At 52.9% G+C, this 19,402-nt stretch carries 18 protein-coding genes; 10 read left to right on the top strand and 8 right to left on the bottom strand.

What is annotated here, in order from left to right:
• The first annotated feature begins 16 nt into the window (after window positions 1-16).
• From JOD55_RS04535 to deoC, 3 genes are all read left to right on the top strand, one after another.
• On the top strand, window positions 17-463 hold the full coding sequence (locus JOD55_RS04535) for a cytidine deaminase (RefSeq protein ID WP_204398895.1): 447 nt from the start codon (window positions 17-19) through the stop codon (window positions 461-463).
• Between the two features lie 25 nt (window positions 464-488).
• Window positions 489-1,784 (top strand): thymidine phosphorylase, encoded by a 1,296-nt coding sequence (locus tag JOD55_RS04540; RefSeq protein ID WP_204398896.1) that lies wholly within the window; start codon window positions 489-491, stop codon window positions 1,782-1,784.
• 169 nt (window positions 1,785-1,953) lie between these two features.
• Window positions 1,954-2,613, top strand: a complete 660-nt coding sequence (gene deoC, locus JOD55_RS04545) for a deoxyribose-phosphate aldolase (RefSeq protein WP_204398897.1) — start codon at window positions 1,954-1,956, stop codon at window positions 2,611-2,613.
• Between the two features lie 192 nt (window positions 2,614-2,805).
• Here deoC and JOD55_RS04550 read toward each other — a convergent pair whose 3' ends face one another.
• A complete protein-coding gene (locus JOD55_RS04550; RefSeq protein WP_204398898.1) occupies window positions 2,806-4,494 on the bottom strand; it encodes a phospho-sugar mutase in 1,689 nt (562 codons plus the stop codon).
• A gap of 75 nt (window positions 4,495-4,569) precedes the next feature.
• The gene (locus tag JOD55_RS04555) at window positions 4,570-5,391 is read right to left on the bottom strand and encodes a purine-nucleoside phosphorylase (protein WP_204398899.1); all 822 of its coding nucleotides are present in this window, start codon (window positions 5,389-5,391) and stop codon (window positions 4,570-4,572) included.
• 123 nt (window positions 5,392-5,514) lie between these two features.
• Here JOD55_RS04555 and JOD55_RS04560 point away from each other — a divergent pair, with 123 nt between their 5' ends.
• Window positions 5,515-6,267 (top strand): LOG family protein, encoded by a 753-nt coding sequence (locus JOD55_RS04560; protein WP_204399708.1) that lies wholly within the window; start codon window positions 5,515-5,517, stop codon window positions 6,265-6,267.
• A gap of 153 nt (window positions 6,268-6,420) precedes the next feature.
• Entirely contained in the window at window positions 6,421-6,588 is a 168-nt protein-coding gene (locus JOD55_RS04565) for a DUF3117 domain-containing protein (protein ID WP_131280752.1), read from the top strand.
• 85 nt (window positions 6,589-6,673) lie between these two features.
• Here JOD55_RS04565 and JOD55_RS04570 read toward each other — a convergent pair whose 3' ends face one another.
• A complete protein-coding gene (locus tag JOD55_RS04570; protein WP_204398900.1) occupies window positions 6,674-7,303 on the bottom strand; it encodes an O-methyltransferase in 630 nt (209 codons plus the stop codon).
• Between the two features lie 54 nt (window positions 7,304-7,357).
• Window positions 7,358-8,485 (bottom strand): Mrp/NBP35 family ATP-binding protein, encoded by a 1,128-nt coding sequence (locus JOD55_RS04575; RefSeq protein WP_204398901.1) that lies wholly within the window; start codon window positions 8,483-8,485, stop codon window positions 7,358-7,360.
• Window positions 8,486-8,674: 189 nt separating this feature from the next.
• Between JOD55_RS04575 and JOD55_RS09110 the strand changes: the two genes are divergently transcribed.
• From JOD55_RS09110 to JOD55_RS04590, 3 genes are read left to right on the top strand one after another with little or no spacing between them, the layout of a single operon-like run.
• Window positions 8,675-9,532, top strand: a complete 858-nt coding sequence (locus JOD55_RS09110) for a PRD domain-containing protein (protein WP_204398902.1) — start codon at window positions 8,675-8,677, stop codon at window positions 9,530-9,532.
• Complete coding sequence (nagE, locus tag JOD55_RS04585; RefSeq protein ID WP_204398903.1) at window positions 9,529-11,124, top strand: N-acetylglucosamine-specific PTS transporter subunit IIBC; 1,596 nt, start codon at window positions 9,529-9,531, stop codon at window positions 11,122-11,124. Before JOD55_RS09110 ends, nagE begins: the two co-directional genes overlap by 4 nt.
• Entirely contained in the window at window positions 11,124-11,603 is a 480-nt protein-coding gene (locus JOD55_RS04590; protein WP_204398904.1) for a PTS sugar transporter subunit IIA, read from the top strand. Before nagE ends, JOD55_RS04590 begins: the two co-directional genes overlap by 1 nt.
• A 172-nt stretch (window positions 11,604-11,775) precedes the next feature.
• Here JOD55_RS04590 and JOD55_RS04595 read toward each other — a convergent pair whose 3' ends face one another.
• From JOD55_RS04595 to JOD55_RS04605, 3 genes are all read right to left on the bottom strand, one after another.
• Window positions 11,776-12,339: a DUF1003 domain-containing protein gene (locus tag JOD55_RS04595; RefSeq protein ID WP_204398905.1), complete on the bottom strand. Its 564-nt coding sequence runs from the start codon at window positions 12,337-12,339 to the stop codon at window positions 11,776-11,778.
• A gap of 2 nt (window positions 12,340-12,341) precedes the next feature.
• Complete coding sequence (locus JOD55_RS04600; RefSeq protein WP_204398906.1) at window positions 12,342-13,745, bottom strand: magnesium transporter MgtE N-terminal domain-containing protein; 1,404 nt, start codon at window positions 13,743-13,745, stop codon at window positions 12,342-12,344.
• Between the two features lie 127 nt (window positions 13,746-13,872).
• The gene (locus JOD55_RS04605; RefSeq protein ID WP_420827021.1) at window positions 13,873-15,438 is read right to left on the bottom strand and encodes an aminopeptidase P family protein; all 1,566 of its coding nucleotides are present in this window, start codon (window positions 15,436-15,438) and stop codon (window positions 13,873-13,875) included.
• A 200-nt stretch (window positions 15,439-15,638) separates the two neighbouring features.
• Between JOD55_RS04605 and JOD55_RS04610 the strand changes: the two genes are divergently transcribed.
• Window positions 15,639-16,481, top strand: a complete 843-nt coding sequence (locus JOD55_RS04610) for a PHP domain-containing protein (RefSeq protein ID WP_204398907.1) — start codon at window positions 15,639-15,641, stop codon at window positions 16,479-16,481.
• A complete protein-coding gene (locus JOD55_RS04615) occupies window positions 16,478-17,092 on the top strand; it encodes a MarC family protein (protein ID WP_204398908.1) in 615 nt (204 codons plus the stop codon). The genes JOD55_RS04610 and JOD55_RS04615 overlap by 4 nt, the downstream gene beginning before the upstream one ends.
• 162 nt (window positions 17,093-17,254) lie before the next feature.
• Here the strand turns inward: JOD55_RS04615 and JOD55_RS04620 are convergent, their stop codons facing one another.
• Entirely contained in the window at window positions 17,255-18,886 is a 1,632-nt protein-coding gene (locus JOD55_RS04620; protein ID WP_204398909.1) for a DEAD/DEAH box helicase, read from the bottom strand.
• Window positions 18,887-19,402: the final 516 nt, after the last annotated feature.

Below are 19,402 nucleotides of genomic sequence, written 5' to 3' on the forward strand. Positions count from 1 at the left end.
TCGAGAAAGTTTTGATATGGAAAGTATTGATTGGGAAAATCTCAAAGATGTAGCTTGTGAGGCTATGCAATATGCATACGCGCCCTATTCAGGGTATCCCGTAGGTGCAGCAGCCATCGTAGACGACGGGCGGATCGTAAGCGGATGCAACGTCGAGAACGCGGCATACGGCGTCGGCCTGTGTGCAGAGTGTGGAATGGTATCTGAACTGACGAAAGGCGGGGGAGGACGCCTCCTCGCATTCGTGGCAGTGAATGGAAACCGTGAGGTGATCGTGCCGTGTGGCCGTTGCCGCCAGTTGCTCTTTGAGCACGGCGGGAAAACGCTCAAAGTTCTGATGCCACACGGCGTCATGACCATGGACGAAGTACTGCCCTATGGATTTGGACCAGCCGAACTTAATGAGGTGGAGACTGCGGTGTCAGTAGATATGCCGTATGCGCTCCAAGAACACAAAGAGTAGAACAAGAAGTAGTAAAGGGGATGTAATGGCTGAAAAATTTGATGTTGTTGACGTCATTCGGCACAAGCGCGATGGGCAGAAGCTGAGCTCAGATGAGATCGCTTGGACGATCGACGCATATACGCGCGCAGTAGTGGGCGATGAGCAAATGGCTGCACTGGCCATGGCGATTTTCTTGAACGGCATGGACCGCCAAGAAATCGTTGAGTGGACGAACGCTATGATTGAATCTGGCGAACGTATGGATTTCTCAGGCCTTGGCCGCGTGACTGCAGATAAACACTCAACGGGCGGTGTGGGAGACAAAATTACACTCCCACTTGCTCCGCTTGTGGCAGCATTTGGAGTGGCTGTGCCACAGCTTTCAGGGCGTGGACTCGGGCACACTGGTGGAACCCTCGATAAACTCGAGGCCATTCCAGGCTGGCGCGCGAATCTGTCTAATGATGAGATTATGCATCAGCTTGGGCTTGAGGGGTGCGGCGCGGTGATTTGCGCAGCTGGTTCTGGCCTGGCTCCAGCCGATAAAAAGCTTTACGCACTGCGCGATGTGACGTCCACCGTGGACTGTATTCCGCTCATTTCCTCATCGATTATGTCGAAGAAGATTGCCGAAGGTACTGGATCGTTGGTACTCGACGTCAAAGTTGGCTCGGGTGCTTTCATGAAAGAACTCGACCACGCTCGCGAGCTTGCACAGACCATGGTGGACTTGGGTACTGACGCTGGCGTACATACCGTTGCGCTTTTGACCGATATGAGTACCCCGCTTGGCCTCAAAGTTGGAAATGCGCTTGAAGTGGAAGAGTCTGTGGAGGTTCTCGCAGGTGGGGGACCGGCCGACGTCGTCGAACTCACCTTGGCACTCGCTCGCGAAATGCTCAGCGCAGCAGGTCAGCCAGATGCCGATGTGGAGGCTGCACTCAAGGACGGCCGCGCAATGGACGTGTGGCGACAGATGATCACAGCGCAAGGCGGCGACGTCGACGCTCCACTTCCAGTCGCAAAGCATTCACACGATGTGATTGCCGAAGACGACGGTGTGCTTGAGACTCTCGACGCGCTCAGCGTCGGTATAGCATCGTGGCGTCTCGGTGCTGGCCGTGCATTCCAAGGCGAGCCAGTACAGGCAGGTGCGGGCATTGAGCTTTTTGCTAAGCCTGGCGATGAGGTGAAGAAGGGGCAAAAGCTCATGACTCTATTCACCGATGAAGAAGCGCGTTTTGAACGAGCTCTTGAATCGCTTGAGGGCGGCGTAGTGATTGGTAAAGTGGCGCCGGTGCGAGGCTCCGTAGTGCTGGATCGCATCACTCGTTCGTGATTCAGTGAAGCTGGTGAAATGAACTTGAGGAGTTTGCAGATCCAGCTGATCAAGGCAAGAGATACTAGTAGAATAAGGTGCGTGGGTGCTTCTGGCATTCACGCATGAGCAGGAATTATGTGCCAATGATTGACTCATTGGCACCCACGAAACAAACAAGGAGAATACTGTGGCAACACGTGAAGAAGTCGCCCAGATGATTGATCACACCCTGCTGAAGCCAGAGGCGACGTTCGACGACGTTCGGGCACTGGTTGAGGACGCGAAGCGAATTGGTACCTATTCGGTGTGCATTTCGCCGTCGATGCTCCCGCTTCCTGATGATATCGATCTTGGCGATGTACATCTCGCAGTGGTCGCTGGTTTCCCATCGGGAGCTGTTGCACCGTCAATCAAGGCTGCGGAAGCTGCATTGGCCGTGGCAGCAGGTGCAGATGAGGTCGATATGGTAGTGAACATTGGCCTTGTGAAAGAACACGATTGGGATGGCGTGGCACTCGATATTGCATCGGTTCGCGATGCTATTCCTTTTGCAGTTCTCAAGGTCATTATTGAGTCTGCTGCTCTCACTGATGAGGAAATCATCAAGGTGTGCGAGATTGCGCGTGAACTCGATGCAGATTTCGTTAAGACCTCAACAGGTTTCCATCCTGCAGGTGGAGCTTCGGTTCACGCCGTTGAGCTTATGAAGCAGACTGTGGGCGATGATCTTGAGGTGAAAGCTTCGGGCGGTATTCGTGACGGCAAGTTCGCTGCAGAACTTATTGCGGCAGGTGCAACCCGCCTTGGCCTCTCAGCTTCGCAGGCAGTGCTTGATACGCTCGAATGAGTGAATCGTTTCGCTAGACTGAACGAAAGCTAAGCTAGCTAGCAATGAGCAGTTGATGAACTGGCTATCGGCTTTGATTTGAGTTAGTTCAAAAATGAGCGCTGGTTTGAATTGCTGCTGGTTATAGCGGGTGGGGGCTTCCAGATCGGTTGATCTGGAAGCCCCCACCCTTATAGTTAGCTTGAGCCAAAACTAGTCGAGTTTGAGCACCTGAGCCATGTCTAGCTTGAATTGAGCAAGGCGTGCGGCAGCGCGTTCCTTTGCGGCAGGTAGCGCAGCCTCATCAGCGACCGGCTCAATCACCTCAAGGTAACACTTGACCTTTGGTTCAGTGCCGGACGGTCGAATAATCACTCGATCATTAGCCTGCGTGTGAATCATAACCGCATCTGTTGGTGGCAAGGAATCAGTTCCCTGCGAAAGATCCACAATAGAGGTTACTGGTGATCCAACCAGCTCAGTTGGTGGGAACTGGCGCACTTTAGCCATCGTCGCAGGAATAATCGAGAGATCCTCAACGCGGATAGTCACTGGTCCAGATAGGTAGAGTCCTTCGCGAATGGCGATCCGGTCAAGATCACCTTGCAGATCAGTGCCATTTTCGCGCAGATGAGCAGCTAGCCAGGCCAAAAGCACAGCGGCCGAGATGCCGTCTTTATCTTTAACCGCTTCAGGCTTAACGCAAAAACCAATTGCTTCTTCATAGCCGAAGATGATTTCTGGAGCGCGAGAAATCCACTTGAAGCCCGTCAACGTGGCCTCATAGCCAAGGCCGTGCGAATGAGCGATTTTCTCAAGTAACCGCGAGGAAACGATCGACGATGCGAGATTTCCCTGCACGCCGTCGCGTTCTGCTCCGATTGCGACGCATTCACCCAGTAGCGAGCCGATTTCATCGCCCGATAGCTGTCGCCACTCGCCGTCGCCCATAGGAATCGCGGCCGAACAGCGATCAGCGTCAGGATCGGAGGCGATCACGATATCGGCATTTTCCTTTTTCGCCAGTGCAATGGCGAGGTCGAGAGCACCGGGCTCTTCCGGATTTGGGAACGCCACCGTAGGGAAGGATGGATCTGGTTCGATCTGCTCTGGCACTCCTACGACTTGCGTAAATCCTGCTTTAGCAAAGACTTTCATCATGGTTTCCGTGCCAACGCCATGCATCGCAGTGTAAACGATCTTAATATCTCGCGAGCCTGGTTTAGCGATCTGTGCAACCGTATCAACGTATGCGTCAATCAGGCTTTCCGGCACAATTTCCCACCCAGATTCCGCGAGTGGAATTTCGTCCGCGTGCGGGGCGGCGTCGATCTGTGCAGCAATTTCGGCATCAACTGGTGGCACAATTTGCGCTCCATTGCCAGTGGTATCGATGGCTCGCCCACCAAGATAAACCTTGTAGCCGTTATCCTGTGGTGGGTTGTGCGAGGCGGTAACCATCACACCGGCGTCTGCTCCTAGGTAGCGCACGGCAAAGGCGAGCACTGGAGTGGGAAGATTGCGCGGCATTAAAATTGCTCGCGCACCTGCGGCGGTCACGATAGCTGCGGTATCGCGTGCAAAATCAGCCGAGTGATAGCGTGCGTCGTAGCCGATAACGACGACGGCGTCGTCGCCCACTCGCGCCCGCAACCATGCGGTCAAACCGGCGGCAGCTCGGCGTACTACTGCGCGATTCATGCGGAACGGGCCGCCACCCATCGCTCCGCGCAGCCCGGCAGTGCCAAACTGGAGTGTGCCTTGGAAACGATCCGCTAAATCAGCTGCAGCGCTTTGATCACCAGCTTCAGCAGCGGCAAGAATCGCCTCAAGCTCGTGACGTGTTTCTTCTTCTGGATCATGTTTGATCCACTCGTGAACTTTTTCAGATGAATAGTTCATTTTTCCCCTTTGAACTTTGAAAATGTGGGCGCGGCGATGAGCCGAACTCGCACTCATATAATTTCGAACGGTGCCTTATGACAGTTCCGTTTCGGAAATCTTTCCAATAATATCTGCTAGCAAGCGTGAAATGCGCGAGCCAGCAGCGCGACCAGCCTCGAGAACTTCTTGATGGTTCAAATTACCTGGGGCAAATCCAGCTGCGTGGTTGGTGACCAGCGAGATGCCCAGTACTTCCATACCTGCTTCGCGTGCGGCAATTGCTTCAAGCGCAGTAGACATTCCAACCAGATCGCCACCGAGCGTTCGTGCCATACGCACTTCAGCAGGGGTTTCGTAGTGAGGCCCAGGGAACTGGGTGTATACGCCTTCTGGCAAATCAGGATCGACTGTGCGTGCGATTTGGCGGAGTTTGCTCGAGTATAGATCGGTGAGATCAACGAAATTGGCGCCCTCGATAGGGGAGGTGGCGGTTAAATTGATGTGATCCGAGAGCAGCACCGTTGTGCCAGGACCCCATTCTGGAACTGTTGAACCGCAGCCGTTGGTGAGGATACAGATGCGCGCTCCTGTTGCGGCGGCAGTTCGTACACCATGAGCTACCGCACGTACGCCCTTGCCCTCGTAGAAGTGGGTGCGCGCCCCTAAAATGAGTGCGTAGTGGCCGGAACGGAGTTTGATTGAGGTGATTTTTCCTCCGTGACCGACGACGGCGGGTGCGGAGAATCCCGGGACGTCGGCTGCATCGATTTCGGCAACAACCTCACCAATGAGGCTTGCAGCGCCACCCCATCCTGATCCAAGGGTGAGCGCAATATCGTGGTGGTCTACACCGGATTTTTCGGCGATAGTTTTTGCGGCAACGGCCGCTAATTCTTTGTAGTTATCTATAGACATAGCTTAATGCTACTCAACTTCGCAGCTGTAGTATAGCTCCTGTTCACTGACAGTTATATTGCGTGGAATATTGCTGAAATTTCTATCAAGAAACGATACGGTGTGAGTGTGAAGCACAACGACATGCAATACCGCAAGGGACCTATCGTGCTGCGTGGAGATCAGATTCCTGATCAGACGACGGATGCTCGATTACTCGCTCCCATTCAAGACACAAGTTTTATACACTCAGATCCGTGGCGAATCATGAGGATACAGGCAGAATTCGTGGAAGGCTTTGGCGCCTTGGCAGATATTGGGCCAGCGGTGTCTATTTTTGGTTCGGCGCGCACGAAACCGGGAACGCCGCACTATCAACTGGCGGAAGAAATCGCTGCGAAGCTCGTTGATCTGGATTATGCGGTTATCACCGGCGGTGGGCCTGGAATCATGGAGGCAGCCAATAAGGGCGCTGTTGAAAATGGCGGCGTATCTGTTGGATTGGGAATTGAGCTCCCGTTTGAGCAGGGCATGAACGAGTACGTGAATCGTGGGATCAACTTCCGTTATTTCTTTGTGCGAAAGTTGATGTTCGTCAAGTACGCCCTCGGGTTCATTGTGTTGCCAGGTGGCTTTGGCACGATGGATGAGCTGTTTGAGGCGTTGACGCTGGTGCAAACACGCAAGATTTCGGGCTTCCCGGTTGTACTGGTAGGCCGTGACTATTGGAACGGTCTAAAAACGTGGATCGATCAGACGATGGTCCATGAGGGCATGGTGAATGCAGTAGATCCGCAACTTTTCACTGTTGTTGATACGGCTGATGAAGCCGTCGAGGCTTTACAGCAGGGGATTCATAAGTTAGCTTCGCAAATTCGCGAGAATGGGCAGCACTGAGTTTGCGATATTGCGAGAACCAGGTTTGCTAATGCACTCTATGCTCAGCAAAACGAAATAATGTTCTACTCGCGCATTGATTCTGAAAATCCCTTAGAATGGTAGTCAAGGTGTGCGCTAGGGTGTGCGTTCACACTAGGAGAGGAGATGGATATGGCTGCAATGAAGCCACGGACCGGCGATGGTCCTCTCGAAGCTGAGCGGGACAACCACGGCGTCACGTTAAAGATTCCGCTTGAGGGTGGCGGCCGTTTGGTGCTCTCTCTCACCGATGACGACGTTTCTGAGATGGTGAGCGTTCTCGAAGCAATCAAAAAGTAGTTAAGCAGTTAGTTACTGGTTGCGGGTGTGGGGAGCAAGTTCAATCACACGAACTGCTCCCCACACCCACAATTACAGTTATGCTCTACTTCTTCACTCCGAAGAGCAAGCCATCGCCGAGTGGCAGCAAGGAACAAGAAATCTCTTCGGATTCCATCGCAATATGTCCCAGATTGCGTAATGCTACTGTAGCTTCGTCGCGTCGAGCCGGATCAGCAACTCGGTCATGGTTGAGTGCATGAGCAATAACTACCATGCCGCCTGTGCGTAGCATGCGTACAGCTTCGTAGAAATCGCCTTCTGCTTCGAGCGGATCTCCATCAAGCAGTACCAAATCATAAGATTCCTTAGCCAAACGCGGTAGTAGATCGGCACTTCGACCATTAATAATCCGATAGCGCGACGTACGAACTCCTGCTTTCGTAAAGAAGTCGCGTGCGTGATTCTGCGCTTCCAAATCAACGTCAATAGTGGTTAATATCGCCTGCTTGGACGCACTGAGCATATACAGTCCGCACAGTCCGGTGCCCGTACCGATCTCCGCAATTGCGCTCACTTGTGGCATACAAGCTAGAGTGGCAAGAAATTGCCCAGTAGCTGGCGATAGGGAAGTGATCCCTAATTCAGCAGCTTCTAACCGTGCCTGAGCCATCAGCTCTGGTTCAACGGCGATGTCTTCGCTGTATGCCCAAGAAGCGGCTTTATCGTGCGTCATAGTGCTCTCTCCAAGATTGTCTGTACCCTCAGCAAATCATACCGCTCGCCGCGATTACGCGGGAGAAACTCCAAGGGAGCGTCCAGAAAGTCCGCGGGCGCGCTTTGCCAGTGAAGCAGCAGCTTCCCGAATCGCAGTCTGGGCAGTGGACTCGCCCTCTTGAATTGCAAGCGGCACACCGGCGTCGCCACCTTCGCGCAAAGGCTGCTCCAACGGAACCGTAGCGATAACGGGCACATCGTAACCCAGCGTATTTGTGAGCTGCTGGGCGACGGCGTCGCCACCACCTGCGCCGAAAATCTCCATGCGAGTTCCGTCGGGCATTGCAAGGTAGGACATATTCTCGATCACGCCCACCACGCGCTGCTCGGTTTGGCTTGCCATCACACCTGCACGCTCAGCTACTTCTGCCGCAGCGGACTGTGGAGTAGTCACAACAACGATTTCTGCACCTGGAATGAGCTGGGCAACCGAGATAGCAATATCGCCTGTACCTGGTGGAAGATCGATCAAAAGTGCGTCGAGATCGCCCCAGAATACATCGCCGAAGAACTGCTCAAGTGCACGGTGTAGCATCGGGCCACGCCAAACCACTGGCGAATTATCCTGCAAGAACATCCCAATCGAGATCACTTTCACGCCGTGTGCAACCGGTGGAATGATCATTTTGTCGATCACCTGCGGAGGGGTGTCCACGCCCATCATCTGCGGAATCGAGAAACCGTAAATATCTGCGTCCACGATTCCAACTTTGAGTCCCGAGGCGGCCATAGCCGTGGCGAGGTTAACGGTCATCGACGATTTACCAACGCCGCCCTTACCGGAGGAAATCGCGTAGACGCGAGTTAGATTACCAGGCTGAGCGAAAGGAATTACTCGCTCAGGAGCCCCGCCGCGCAGAGTCTCGCGCAGTTTTGCTTTCTGTTCTTCGTCCATGACGCCCATGACGACGTTCGTGCCGATCACGCCATCGAGCTCACCGAGAACTTTCTTCACGTCTGCAGTGATGGTGTCACGCAAAGGGCAGCCGGCAGTGGTGAGGTCAATATGAACAGTCACTTTGCCAGTTTCGTGCACCTCAACAGAGCGCACCATACCGAGTTCGGTAATCGGGCGGCGAATTTCAGGATCAATAACTTTAGCTAGCTCAGCAGTAATATTCTCAACGCTTGGTAATGTCATGTTCTCCATTTTAGCGTTGAAGTGTGGGAAAGAATATTTGGCACAGCATTGCGTGAGAATAGTTGCGCTTAGTTATAGTAAAGCATAGGATTAATCTCGACTTTACCCCAGCGGGTGTTACTGGCAAGCAGGCATTACCGGAGGGCGCGTAAGGCTTAGCTTTCGTGCCCGCTCAACGAGGAGCTTTCCGTGGATGACCAAGCCCATTACATAGTGCGAGTGTTCAACAATAACGCTGTGCTCGTGCGTAATAATGACTCTGAACACATCATTGTGGGCAGGGGCATCGGTTTTGGTCGCCGTCCGGGGGATTCTATTGAGCATGGTGAAGCGCACCGCCACTATGTAGAAGTGAGTCCGCAGCGCATTCAGTTTCTCAAACAAGCGCAAAATCTTCCTCAACAGACCCTTGAAGCAATTGCCGGTGGTATCGAGTTAGCAGCAGATATTCTGGGTGAATTACATCCCTCGGTGTATCTCTTGCTCTCGGATCACCTGATTTTTGCTATGCAGCGGTTACGTGATGGGCAGGTTATTCGCAATAATTTGCGGACTGAAATTCGTGCCGTTTTCCCAGAGGAATTTGCAGCGGCCGAAGCTGTGCTCACCTACATCAATGCGCATGCCGATATGGCCTTTCCAGACGACGAAGCAGCATTTATCGCTCTTCATCTCAATGCTGCACGCACTGGCGTAACGGTGAAGCAGCCGCTAGAACAGGCGAATCGGCTTGCAACGATTATCAACGACGCCGGTCAGTCACTTGGCGTTGAACATGCAGTTCCTGAGGAGGTGAGTGCATCTATTCTCGCAACGATGCGGCGGATCGAGAGCGGTATGTTCCGCAAGAATGATGCACTGCGCGCTATTTCTCGGGAGTTACCGCGAGAATTCGACGTAGCTGAGCGAATTATTGCTCAGCTTCTTCAGGTGGACGCCGTTCCACTGCTTGCGCTTGGAGAGGTCGCGTTCTTATCGGTTACCTTGCATGCTTGGCGGCAAAGTGGCGGCGTTATCCATCCACATAAACAGAAGGAAAATCAGTGAAAGACACTATCGTAGGAGCCTTGCAAAGGTTCGGACGGGCAATCATGGGTGCTGTGGCAGTGATGCCAGTAGCAGCTATTCTTATGGGAATTGGTTACTGGATTGATCCAGCAGGTTGGGGTGCTAACAGCGTCACGGCGGCTATTCTCATTAAATCGGGACTCGCAGTCCTTGATAACCTCGGCTATGTATTCGCAATTGCACTCGCTTTTGGTCTTGCACGAGACAATAACGGTGCTGCAGCTCTCTCTGGCTTCTTAGGCTTTACAGCGGTGAAGTTGCTGCTTGCTCCAGAGGCTATTGCAAGCTACCGCGGTATTGCCGATTATAAAGCCCTCAAGGGTGATGCAGCACTTGAATGGGCTTCCCAAGGCTGGAACGCTGTCAACGAGAAGAACGTGCTCATCGGTATCCTGGTTGGTATTTTGGCTGCATGGTGCTACAACCGTTTCCACCAGACCAAGCTTCCAGACTTCTTGGCATTCTTTGCTGGACGCCGTCTTGTTCCGATCGTGACGATGGGTCTGTCGATCGTTCTAGCAGGCGTGCTCTACCTCGTGTGGCCGTTCGTCTACAACGTCCTCTTCCAGTTCGGCCAGTCGATCCAGGGTCTCGGCGCTGTTGGTGCCGGTATTTACGGTTTGGTAAACCGCCTGCTTCTCCCAACTGGTCTGCATCACGCTTTGAACTCGATTTTCTGGTTCGACGTTGTGGGCATCAACGATATTGGTAACTTCCTTAAAGGTGGCGAAACCATCAAGTCAGCTGCTGCCGCTACGTCTGCCGCAACCTGCCCTGGCGTAGGCGTGTGGGCTGGTAACACCTGTACCGTTGTTGGCGAAATTGGCAAGTACCAAGCTGGCTTCTTCCCAGTGATGATGTTCGGTATGCCAGGAGCTGCGCTCGCGATTTACTTGCGTGCAGATAAGGCCAAGCGCAAGGTCGTTGGTTCGCTTATGCTCGCAGCTGCTCTTGCTGCATTCTTTACGGGTGTTACTGAACCAGTAGAATTCTCCTTCCTCTTTGTTGCTCCAGCACTCTACTTGATCCATGCCATTTTGACAGGTATTTCCTTGGCAGTGGCTGCTTTCTTCCATTGGACGGCGGGCTTCGGTTTCTCGGCCGGATTCGTGGATATGTTCCTCTCCTCGCAAAACCCCTTGGCCAACAAGTGGTGGATGCTGCTCTTGCTCGGTGTGGTTTACTTCCTCGTCTACCTCGGCGTTTTCTACTTCGCCATTGGCAAGTTCGATCTTAAGACGCCGGGTCGTGGCGATGATTCCGACGCCGGTGTGAGCCTTGCTGAGGATCGCACCTACTCAAGCGTTGCTTCCCAAGTTATTGCTGGTCTAGGTGGCAGCGAAAATATTGATCTCGTTGATTACTGTGCAACTCGTCTGCGCGTTTCAGTCAAAGATCACCTTCTTGTTAAGGAGAACGATATTAAAGCTGCTGGTGTAGCAGGTGTGATTCGTCCATCGCAGAAATCTGTGCAGGTTATTATTGGCCCGCAGGTACAGTTTGTGTACGACGAAGTTGCCCGCCAGCTTCAAGGTGAATCAGTTGCTTTACAAGGAGAGCAGGAAATTTAATGTTTGGTTTGAGCAAGAAAGCTGAGCTTCACGCTCCATTCGCTGGTTCGGTGGTGGACGTATCGCAGGTGCCTGATCCGGTATTTTCACAGAAAATGCTGGGTGAAGGTTTCGCGGTTCAGCCCGACGACGGTGCGGAACTTATTGTTCTGGCACCTGTTGCGGGTGAGATCGTGAAAGTTTTCAAAACCGGGCACGCTTTCGCTATGCGCACCGATCAAGGCGTTGAAGTGTTAGTTCACATTGGGCTTGAAACGGTTGAACTGAAAGGTGAGGGCTTTAATGTGCTCGCCGAGTCCGGTCAATCGGTGCAGGCAGGGGAGCCAATTGTTAAAGTCGATGCAGTTCGTGTAAAAGCTGCCGGCTATAACCTCATCACGCCAATTGTGCTCACAAAACGTGGACAAACCAAAGATGTGAAGATATCAGTTGGTCATGCTCAAGCTCAAGATGCGGTATGTACATACAAACTCAGCTAAGGGCTGCGTAGCAGCGAGCGGATCTTCTCATGTAGCGAAGGCCAGCTCGCACTGATATGTGCATTTAGCAGTCTCAACTTGTGGGGGCGGGGATCTTCGATCCCCGCCCCCACAAGTAGTTTGCAATGTAAAAGTGGATGATTATTCTGAGCGGTGCATGTATAGTGTGAGCTCAGTTAGTCTCATGTTCAGCTTCTAATTTTGCGATTCGTTCTTCCAGCTCTGCAATGCGTGCATCGCGTCGTGCAATTTCAGTTTCGATATTGCTAAACTCGCGATCTTCCATCACGTCACGCAACTCTGAGCGGATAAAATCGCGAGTTGCCACCTCTCCAATTGCAAGTCGCAAAGACGCAATCTCGCGCGTGAGATACTCCGTATCCGCTAGATTCTGCGCTGCAACTTGCCGATCTCGCTGCGCTGTAACGCGGTCACGATCATCTTGCCGATTCTGTGCCAACAAAATGAGTGGAGCAGCATATGAGGCCTGTAAAGACAGCATCAGCGTCAGAGCCGTAAAACCTATCTCGGCCGAATCAAATTGCCAATCTTTAGGAGCATAAGTGTTCCAACCAATCCATACCACCACAAAAATCGTGAGATAGATGAGGAACGTTGGTGTGCCTGTAAATCTGGCAATACGTTCAGAAATCCGGCCAGTAGTTTCGCCATCCCAGCGCGATTTCTTAATACGACGTGCACCTTTATCCAAAGGCTGATCAAATGAGTGTGGCATGATCATCCCACCTCTCCGCGCATCTCATCCGTGCTTGCCGGCAACGGTTCACTCGGCAACGGTTCGCCCTCGCGTGGCAACTGAGCTTCGCGAATCTCGGCCTCAGCAGCACGCTCTTCAAGTTCCTCGGTATCGGAGTCGTAACTTTCGTTAACCGTTTGATCAAGCAAGGTTTCGTCGTATTCACGCCAATGCTCAGGAAGCAAATGGTCGAGAACGTCGTCCACAGAAACGGCACCAATCAGTTGCCCCTCATCAAGCACGGGAATTGCTGTGAGGTTGTATGTTGCCAAAAGCCTGGTCACTGTGCCAATACCGTCCGCTGGCTCGAGCGGCTCGACGTCGTTATCCACGATACTACCGAGCATTGTTGAAGGCGGTTCTCGCAGTGCACGCTGTAAATGCACAACCCCTAAGAAACGACCCGTTGGCGTTTCTAGAGGTGGTCGGCATACGAAGACCATCGTAGCAAGAGCTGGAGGAATATCGGCTCGTCGTGCATGCGCTAAGGCGGTAGCAACCGTTGCATCTGGCGGCAAAACGATTGGCTCGGTCGTCATCAGACCACCAGCGGTACGTTCGCCATACGACATCAGGCGGCGCACGTCGTCGGCCTCGTCCGGTTCCATGCGGCTCAACAGCATCTCCGCCTGCATAGTGGGCAAATCTGCAACGAGATCGGCGGCGTCGTCGGGCTGCATGATTTCCAAAACCTCAGCGGCGCGATCGACGTCCAAACCAGAAACGATAGCCACACGATCTTCGTCACCAAGTTCTTCGAGCACGTCAGCGAGGCGGTCGTCCGAAAGCTGATTGGCGACGGCGAGCACACGGTCTTCTGGAAGCTCGCGTAGCACATCGGCTACGTCGGGTGCTTTAAGATCATCAAGCTGCGCAATAAGAGCATTAGCAGCTTGATTGGCAATCTTTGAAGCAAGACCCGTCACTTCATTAATCGGCACAATGAGAGTGTTACCAGCGTCTTTCGATCCACGCTTCATGCGCACATACAGCTGCGTGAGCCGCCATTCGCGCGAGCGCGTCATCTCGATAGCAACGTCCTCCACGACTGCGATCCCTGAGCCGTCCTTGAACACAACTTCGCGATCGAGAATTTCGCCAACTACCATCGTCTCCACAGGGCGTTGCGAAAAACGACGAATATTGACTAGACCAGTGGTGATGACTTGACCATTTTCAATGGCCATGACGCGCGTCAAAGGCACAAAAACGCGTCGTTTTGCCGCAACTTCAACAACTAAACCCACCGCAAGCGGCTCGTGTTTAAGTCGAAAAACCACGACCACGTCTTTTACTTTGCCCACTCGATCACCAATCGGATCGAAAACGTCGGTTCCTGCTAACCTGCCAACGAAAATTCGGGAATTCGCTGCCTGCTTGCTCATGGTTCACCTCCATAAATCACAGAGTTTTTCGACTTGAGCTGCACACTGCGCGCACAACTCACCTAGTAACAGCGCTCGGCAAATCGAGCTTCTTTACAGCCTCATATTGTTGTTTGCGTGGTTAAATCTAATTTTCCTGCACTCGGGCAATCCACGCTTCTACATCCTCAACTGTACGCGGAATATCTTCAGAAATGCGCACCGCACCGGACTTTGTGACCACGACGTCGTCTTCAATACGCACGCCAATACCACGGAAGCGCTCGGGAACCTTGAGATCGTCGGCTCGGAAGTACAAGCCAGGTTCAATTGTGAAGATCATGCCTGGTTCGAGCACAGCATCTTGGTAGAGCTCACGTTTGGCTTGTGCGCAGTCGTGGACGTCAAGGCCGAGGTGATGCGAGGTGCCGTGCGGCATCCAACGGCGATGATATTGCCCCTCAGGTTTGAGAGAATCTTCGGCGCTCACAGGCAACATTCCCCAGCTATCAAGGTGCTTCGCGATAACTTCCATAGCTGCTGCGTGCACGTCGCGGAACCGCACACCCGGCTTGGAAGCGGTTTCAAGAGCGTATTCACAGGCCTCAAGCACGGCTTCATACACTTCGCGCTGAGCATCAGAGAATTTTCCATTCACAGGCAAGGTGCGAGTGATATCGGCAGTGTAAAGCGAATCGACTTCGGCTCCGGCGTCGACCAACACAAGATCACCCTCGCGTACTGGGCCATCATTAGAAATCCAGTGCAAAGTGTTGGCATGGTTACCTGAGGCGGCAATCGTATCGTAGCCCAGCCCATTACCTTCTTCACGGGCTTTAGCGCCAAAAGCGCCTTCGATCACGCGTTCACCACGCCAATGCCCCACAGCGCGCGGAAGATTGCGTAAAATTTCTTCAAAGCCTTGCGCGGTTACGGCAACGGCTTTTTTCATCTCCTCGATTTCCCATTCGTCTTTGATAAGCCGCAGCTCTGATGCAGCTTCAGCGAGAGCGAAGTCGGTAGAGGTTGAGCTTTCGGTGATCCCGTTCTGAACACGCAGTTCTTCGACGAGACTTTCAACTTGAGCGTCCGAATGAGGAATCACGCGGATTTGGATAGAGCCAAGGTCTTTGGCAAGATCATCGCGGAGAGAATCGATATGTTTGACGGCAATGTCGGTCATCGTCTGCATCTCCTGCGCGCTGAGCCGCGCGCCTACCCAAAATTCGCCATGGCGTGAGTCGGCATAGAACTCCTCCGAAGAGCGCGAAGCCCGTGGATGGAAGTACAGAGTGGCTTCGTGAGTTGCCTGTGCTGAAGCGCTACTATCGGCAGGGTCGATTGGATTCATGACCAGCACCGCTGCTGGTTCATCCTCGCCACCTAATCCAGTGAGATGGGCAAAAGCGGAATGAGCGCGGAAACGGTAGTCGGTGTCATTCGAACGAACTTTGAGGTCTCCAGCAGGGAAAACGAGACGTTCTCCGGGGAAAAGCCGTCCTATAGCAGCGCGGCGAGCTGGAGTGTAATCGGCCACCTCAGCGCGTTGCGGACCGGCAGGGCGTTCGCCCCAATCCTCGCCGATAAACTCGCGAAAAGCGCTGCCGCTTGGCCGCTGAGTTCGGTTATGAGCGCGCTCTTCAATCTCTTTATCGAGCTTTTCGCGCATATCGGAAGTTTCGTTTGCAGTCTCATGTACATTTTCGCTCATCATATTTTTATTATTCCACTCAATGAGCAGCAAATGCACACTTGCTCTCGGACGGTGAAATGCGTGTTAGGCACAGGCAATGCCGTCACGACAAAGCGATGCAGTTATTACACAGCATGACGCTGTTATTACAAGCATGATGCCGTTATTAAAAAGCCTGACGCCATTATTACAAAAAGAGTATGCGGGGTTAAGCTATATTTATGCGAATAGATCTGCATACTCATACAAAATTCTCCGATGGTACTGACGCCCCAAGCGAACTAATGCTCAAGGCGGCTCACGCCAAGCTCGATGTGGTAGGTGTTGCGGATCACGACACTATTGATGGGTGGAACGAAGCAGCTAATTTCGTAAAAACATCTGGTGTTTCGCTGGTTCGTGGAATGGAGATTTCCTCCTTGTACGATGGGCACGATGTGCACGTGCTCGGCATACTTTTCAATCCAGACGACGCCACGGTCCAGTTGCATATAAATACAATGAAGAATGCGCGCCAGCTCCGCGCTCAGAAAATCGTTGAGCTGCTGAGCGCTGATTTTTTGATTAGCTGGGACGATGTGCTCCAGGCGGCAGCTACAAGTAAGTCGATCGGCCGGCCACACATCGCTGATGCGCTAGTAAGTAAAGGGATAGTAAAAAACAGAGATGAGGCATTTGCGCGACTCTTGCACACGTCGTCGCCCTACTACGTGCCCCAGATTGCTCCCTCAACTATACAAGCCATCGATATGATCAAAAGCGCAGGTGGACGAGCTATTCTTGCCCACCCCAAAGCAGTAAAACGAGGGTATTCACTGAGCGACGATGCGATCCGAGAGTTCGCGCAAGCAGGCCTATTCGGTATCGAAATCGATCATCGCGACAACCCGCCATCGCAGCGACCAGTCTTAAAAAAGCTCGCAAAAGAATTAGGTCTAGCACGTTTTGGCGCCAGCGACTATCACGGGACGGGAAAACCTAATACGCTAGGTGAGGGACTCACCGCCCAGGAAGTATTCGAAACAGCTATTGAGGGAACGTATTTGGAGGTATTGCATCCGTGAGCTTTGATTTTGCCTTGTATGGATCAGCTTTTGCCACACTATTTGTGATCATTGATCCATTCGGAAATTTGCCGGTGTTTATGTCTCTGACCTCGCGCATTTCGGAGAAAGACCGCCGGAAAGCAGCTTTTGTATCGAATTCGATTGCGCTCAGCATCCTTTTGATATTCGGTTTTTTCGGCTTTCAGGTGTTCGGAGCTTTAGGTATTACTACTGAGGCTCTGCAGATTTCGGGTGGGCTGCTCCTGCTCCTGGTAGCATTACAGCTGCTCACAGGTGAAGAAGAAGATCCGGGACGCGAGTCGGGCACGATCAACGCGGCCGTTGTACCACTGGGAACGCCACTTTTAGCTGGTCCTGGAAGTATCGTCGCGTTCATGATTTTGGTCGACGACGCCGGGAAGTCGTTCTCTTCCATTCTTGCGGTGAGCTTGGGGCTTATTTCCGTCCTGATGATTTCTTTCGTGACGATGCGCTTTGCCACTCCGATTATGCGCGTTATGGGCAAATCTGGCGTAATGCTCTTGACGCGCCTTTCCGGTATGTTACTCGCTGCGATCGCGACGCAGCTAATTATCGCAGGTGTGACGAGTATCGTTCGGACTCTCTAGCCTGTGCGAGTGTATGTAGCGGTCTAAGGCCTACATACCTTATTACCTTTATACGCAAATGCGCGCACATATGAAGATGTGCGCGCATGCGTTATATACGGGCTTTATGCCCGTTATATGAGGTTTTATGCCTTTAAATGCTCTACCTTAGGCATCATAAGATCAGGCATTGGGCGTATTCGAATCCTTTTTGATACGACGTCGCTGGCGCGGAGCGCGTTTGGCTGATGGAGACTGCTCGGCCTTACGATCGCTACGTTCTGTAGCGCCGTCGTCTTGGCCTCGAACTTGGCCGCGACGTTCGCTACTTTGCGTCCGGCGTCCTCCATTGGTGCGATCCTGACGACGCTGGCTCCCGCTACGCGAGCGACCCGCGCGCTCACTGGTACGCCCCTGCGAACGCGAATGACGTTTGCCAGTCTCTCCAAGATCTTCGAGTTCTTCGGCATCGAGTCCCGCACGAGTGCGCTCTGATTTTGGAAGACGACCAGTGACACCTTCTGGAATATCGAGATCGGTGAAGAGTTGTGCTGAGGTGTGATAAGTTTCCACCGGCTCAGGGAAATTGAGATTCAAGGCATGATTGATCACTGACCAACGCGGAGTGTCTTCCCAATCCACAAAAGTGACGGCAGTTCCAGACTGACCGGCGCGTCCTGTGCGTCCAATGCGGTGCAAATAAGTTTTCTCATCTTCAGGGCACTGGTAGTTAATGACGTGGGTAACGTTGTCGACGTCGATGCCACGAGCTGCAACATCGGTGGCAACCAGGACGTCGATCTTTCCATTGCGGAACGCGCGCATGGCTTGCTCGCGCGCTCCCTGGCCGAGGTCTCCATGGATAGCGCCAGTTGCAAAACCGCGATCTTTAAGTTCGTCCGCAAGCTGCGCTGCTGTGCGCTTGGTGCGCGTGAAAATAATGGTCAGGCCGCGCCCACGAGCTTGGAGAATACGGGCAACTACTTCCGATTTATTCATTGCGTGGCAGCGGTAAATTACCTGGGTGACGCTTTGTACAGTGCTCGAATCATCGTCGGGCTCTTGAGCACGAATATGAGTTGGCTTTGACATGTACCTGCGTGCCATCGCAACTACGGGGCCGGGCATTGTGGCCGAGAACAACATGGTGTGCCTGTTCGCTGGCGTGGCGCTGAGCAGGGTTTCGACGTCTTCCAAGAAGCCAAGATCAAGCATCTCATCGGCTTCGTCAAGGACGACTGTGCGCACTGCAGAGAGATCGAGAGTGCGGTTCTTCTTCAGATCGATTAGGCGGCCCGGTGTACCGACCACGATTTCAGCACCCTTTTTCAGAGCTTCCACCTGTGGCTCGTAGGCGCGGCCACCGTAGACTTCCACGATCCGGACGCTGCGATAAGCAGCTGCGTTGCTTAAATCGTTGGCGACCTGTTTTGCTAGCTCGCGAGTTGGTACGATGATCAGGCCTTGCGGGGCACCTTGATGTTCGATGTCGTCCCAGCCTGATTCACCTGGACCGATGGAATTTTCGAGTACCGGTAATCCGAAACCGAGGGTTTTGCCAGTGCCGGTTTTTGCCTGCCCAATAATATCGGCGCGTTTCAAAGCTACCGGTAGCGTGAGTGCTTGGATTGGGAACGGGTGGGTGATTCCGCGTTCGGTTAGGGCTTTGACGATTGGCTCAGAAACGCCAAAATCGGCGAAAGTGCGCTGCTCGAGATTGAGTTCTTCAGCAGAGCCTTCAATATCAGCCTTTACCTGCGAAATCTTTGGAGCAGAGGCATTTGAGGCATCTACGATGCCGGAAGTATTAGTCATTCACTTGTGCTTTCGTTTGGTGGCGCGCAGTAAAATAGCGCCAACTAAGGCAGCCGATCGTGAATTTCTTTTAGCTTTACCAAGACGACCGGGCAACCGCTAACAGTGCCATTCTACAGTAATGTGGTGCAAAAGCTGGGTCATTTGGTTCCAGAGTATATCCGAAGTCACGTTATTGTGCGGTTTGCGGGCGAGGGCTGCGGGCGGGCGCGGCCTGTGGACGGGCGATGCCTGCGAATTTTGGTGCGTATTCGACAACATCTCGATATATATCGACTAGTTGCCAAAACATCACCAAGAATGAGCAGTCTGATTGGATACCGCCCTTTTTGACGCTTGTGACACTTGACCCTTTAGGTGGTTTGCCCTCATAAAAACAAAAAAGCGGACGTCTTTGTCCGCGTCTTCAGTGAGGGTCATCCTCAGATTAATCAGATGTTAAGGAACTCCGACATCAGTTCGAGCTCACGAGCTTTCGCTTCGTAAACATAACCGCTGGTGGCAGAATCGTTACGC

Origin of the sequence: Arcanobacterium pluranimalium (genome assembly GCF_016907845.1) — a bacterium.
GTDB classification, from domain to species: Bacteria; Actinomycetota; Actinomycetes; order Actinomycetales; family Actinomycetaceae; genus Arcanobacterium_A; species Arcanobacterium_A pluranimalium.

Coding starts and splice junctions, on each gene's coding strand:
- JOD55_RS04535 (WP_204398895.1), top strand. CDS start 17: ATGGAAAGTATTGATTGGGAAAATCTCAAAGATGTAGCTTGTGAGGCT.
- JOD55_RS04540 (WP_204398896.1), top strand. CDS start 489: ATGGCTGAAAAATTTGATGTTGTTGACGTCATTCGGCACAAGCGCGAT.
- JOD55_RS04550 (WP_204398898.1), bottom strand. CDS start 4,494: ATGAACTATTCATCTGAAAAAGTTCACGAGTGGATCAAACATGATCCA.
- JOD55_RS04555 (WP_204398899.1), bottom strand. CDS start 5,391: ATGTCTATAGATAACTACAAAGAATTAGCGGCCGTTGCCGCAAAAACT.
- JOD55_RS04560 (WP_204399708.1), top strand. CDS start 5,515: ATGCAATACCGCAAGGGACCTATCGTGCTGCGTGGAGATCAGATTCCT.
- JOD55_RS04565 (WP_131280752.1), top strand. CDS start 6,421: ATGGCTGCAATGAAGCCACGGACCGGCGATGGTCCTCTCGAAGCTGAG.
- JOD55_RS04570 (WP_204398900.1), bottom strand. CDS start 7,303: ATGACGCACGATAAAGCCGCTTCTTGGGCATACAGCGAAGACATCGCC.
- JOD55_RS04575 (WP_204398901.1), bottom strand. CDS start 8,485: ATGACATTACCAAGCGTTGAGAATATTACTGCTGAGCTAGCTAAAGTT.
- JOD55_RS04590 (WP_204398904.1), top strand. CDS start 11,124: ATGTTTGGTTTGAGCAAGAAAGCTGAGCTTCACGCTCCATTCGCTGGT.
- JOD55_RS04595 (WP_204398905.1), bottom strand. CDS start 12,339: ATGCCACACTCATTTGATCAGCCTTTGGATAAAGGTGCACGTCGTATT.
- JOD55_RS04600 (WP_204398906.1), bottom strand. CDS start 13,745: ATGAGCAAGCAGGCAGCGAATTCCCGAATTTTCGTTGGCAGGTTAGCA.
- JOD55_RS04605 (WP_420827021.1), bottom strand. CDS start 15,438: ATGATGAGCGAAAATGTACATGAGACTGCAAACGAAACTTCCGATATG.
- JOD55_RS04610 (WP_204398907.1), top strand. CDS start 15,639: ATGCGAATAGATCTGCATACTCATACAAAATTCTCCGATGGTACTGAC.
- JOD55_RS04620 (WP_204398909.1), bottom strand. CDS start 18,886: ATGACTAATACTTCCGGCATCGTAGATGCCTCAAATGCCTCTGCTCCA.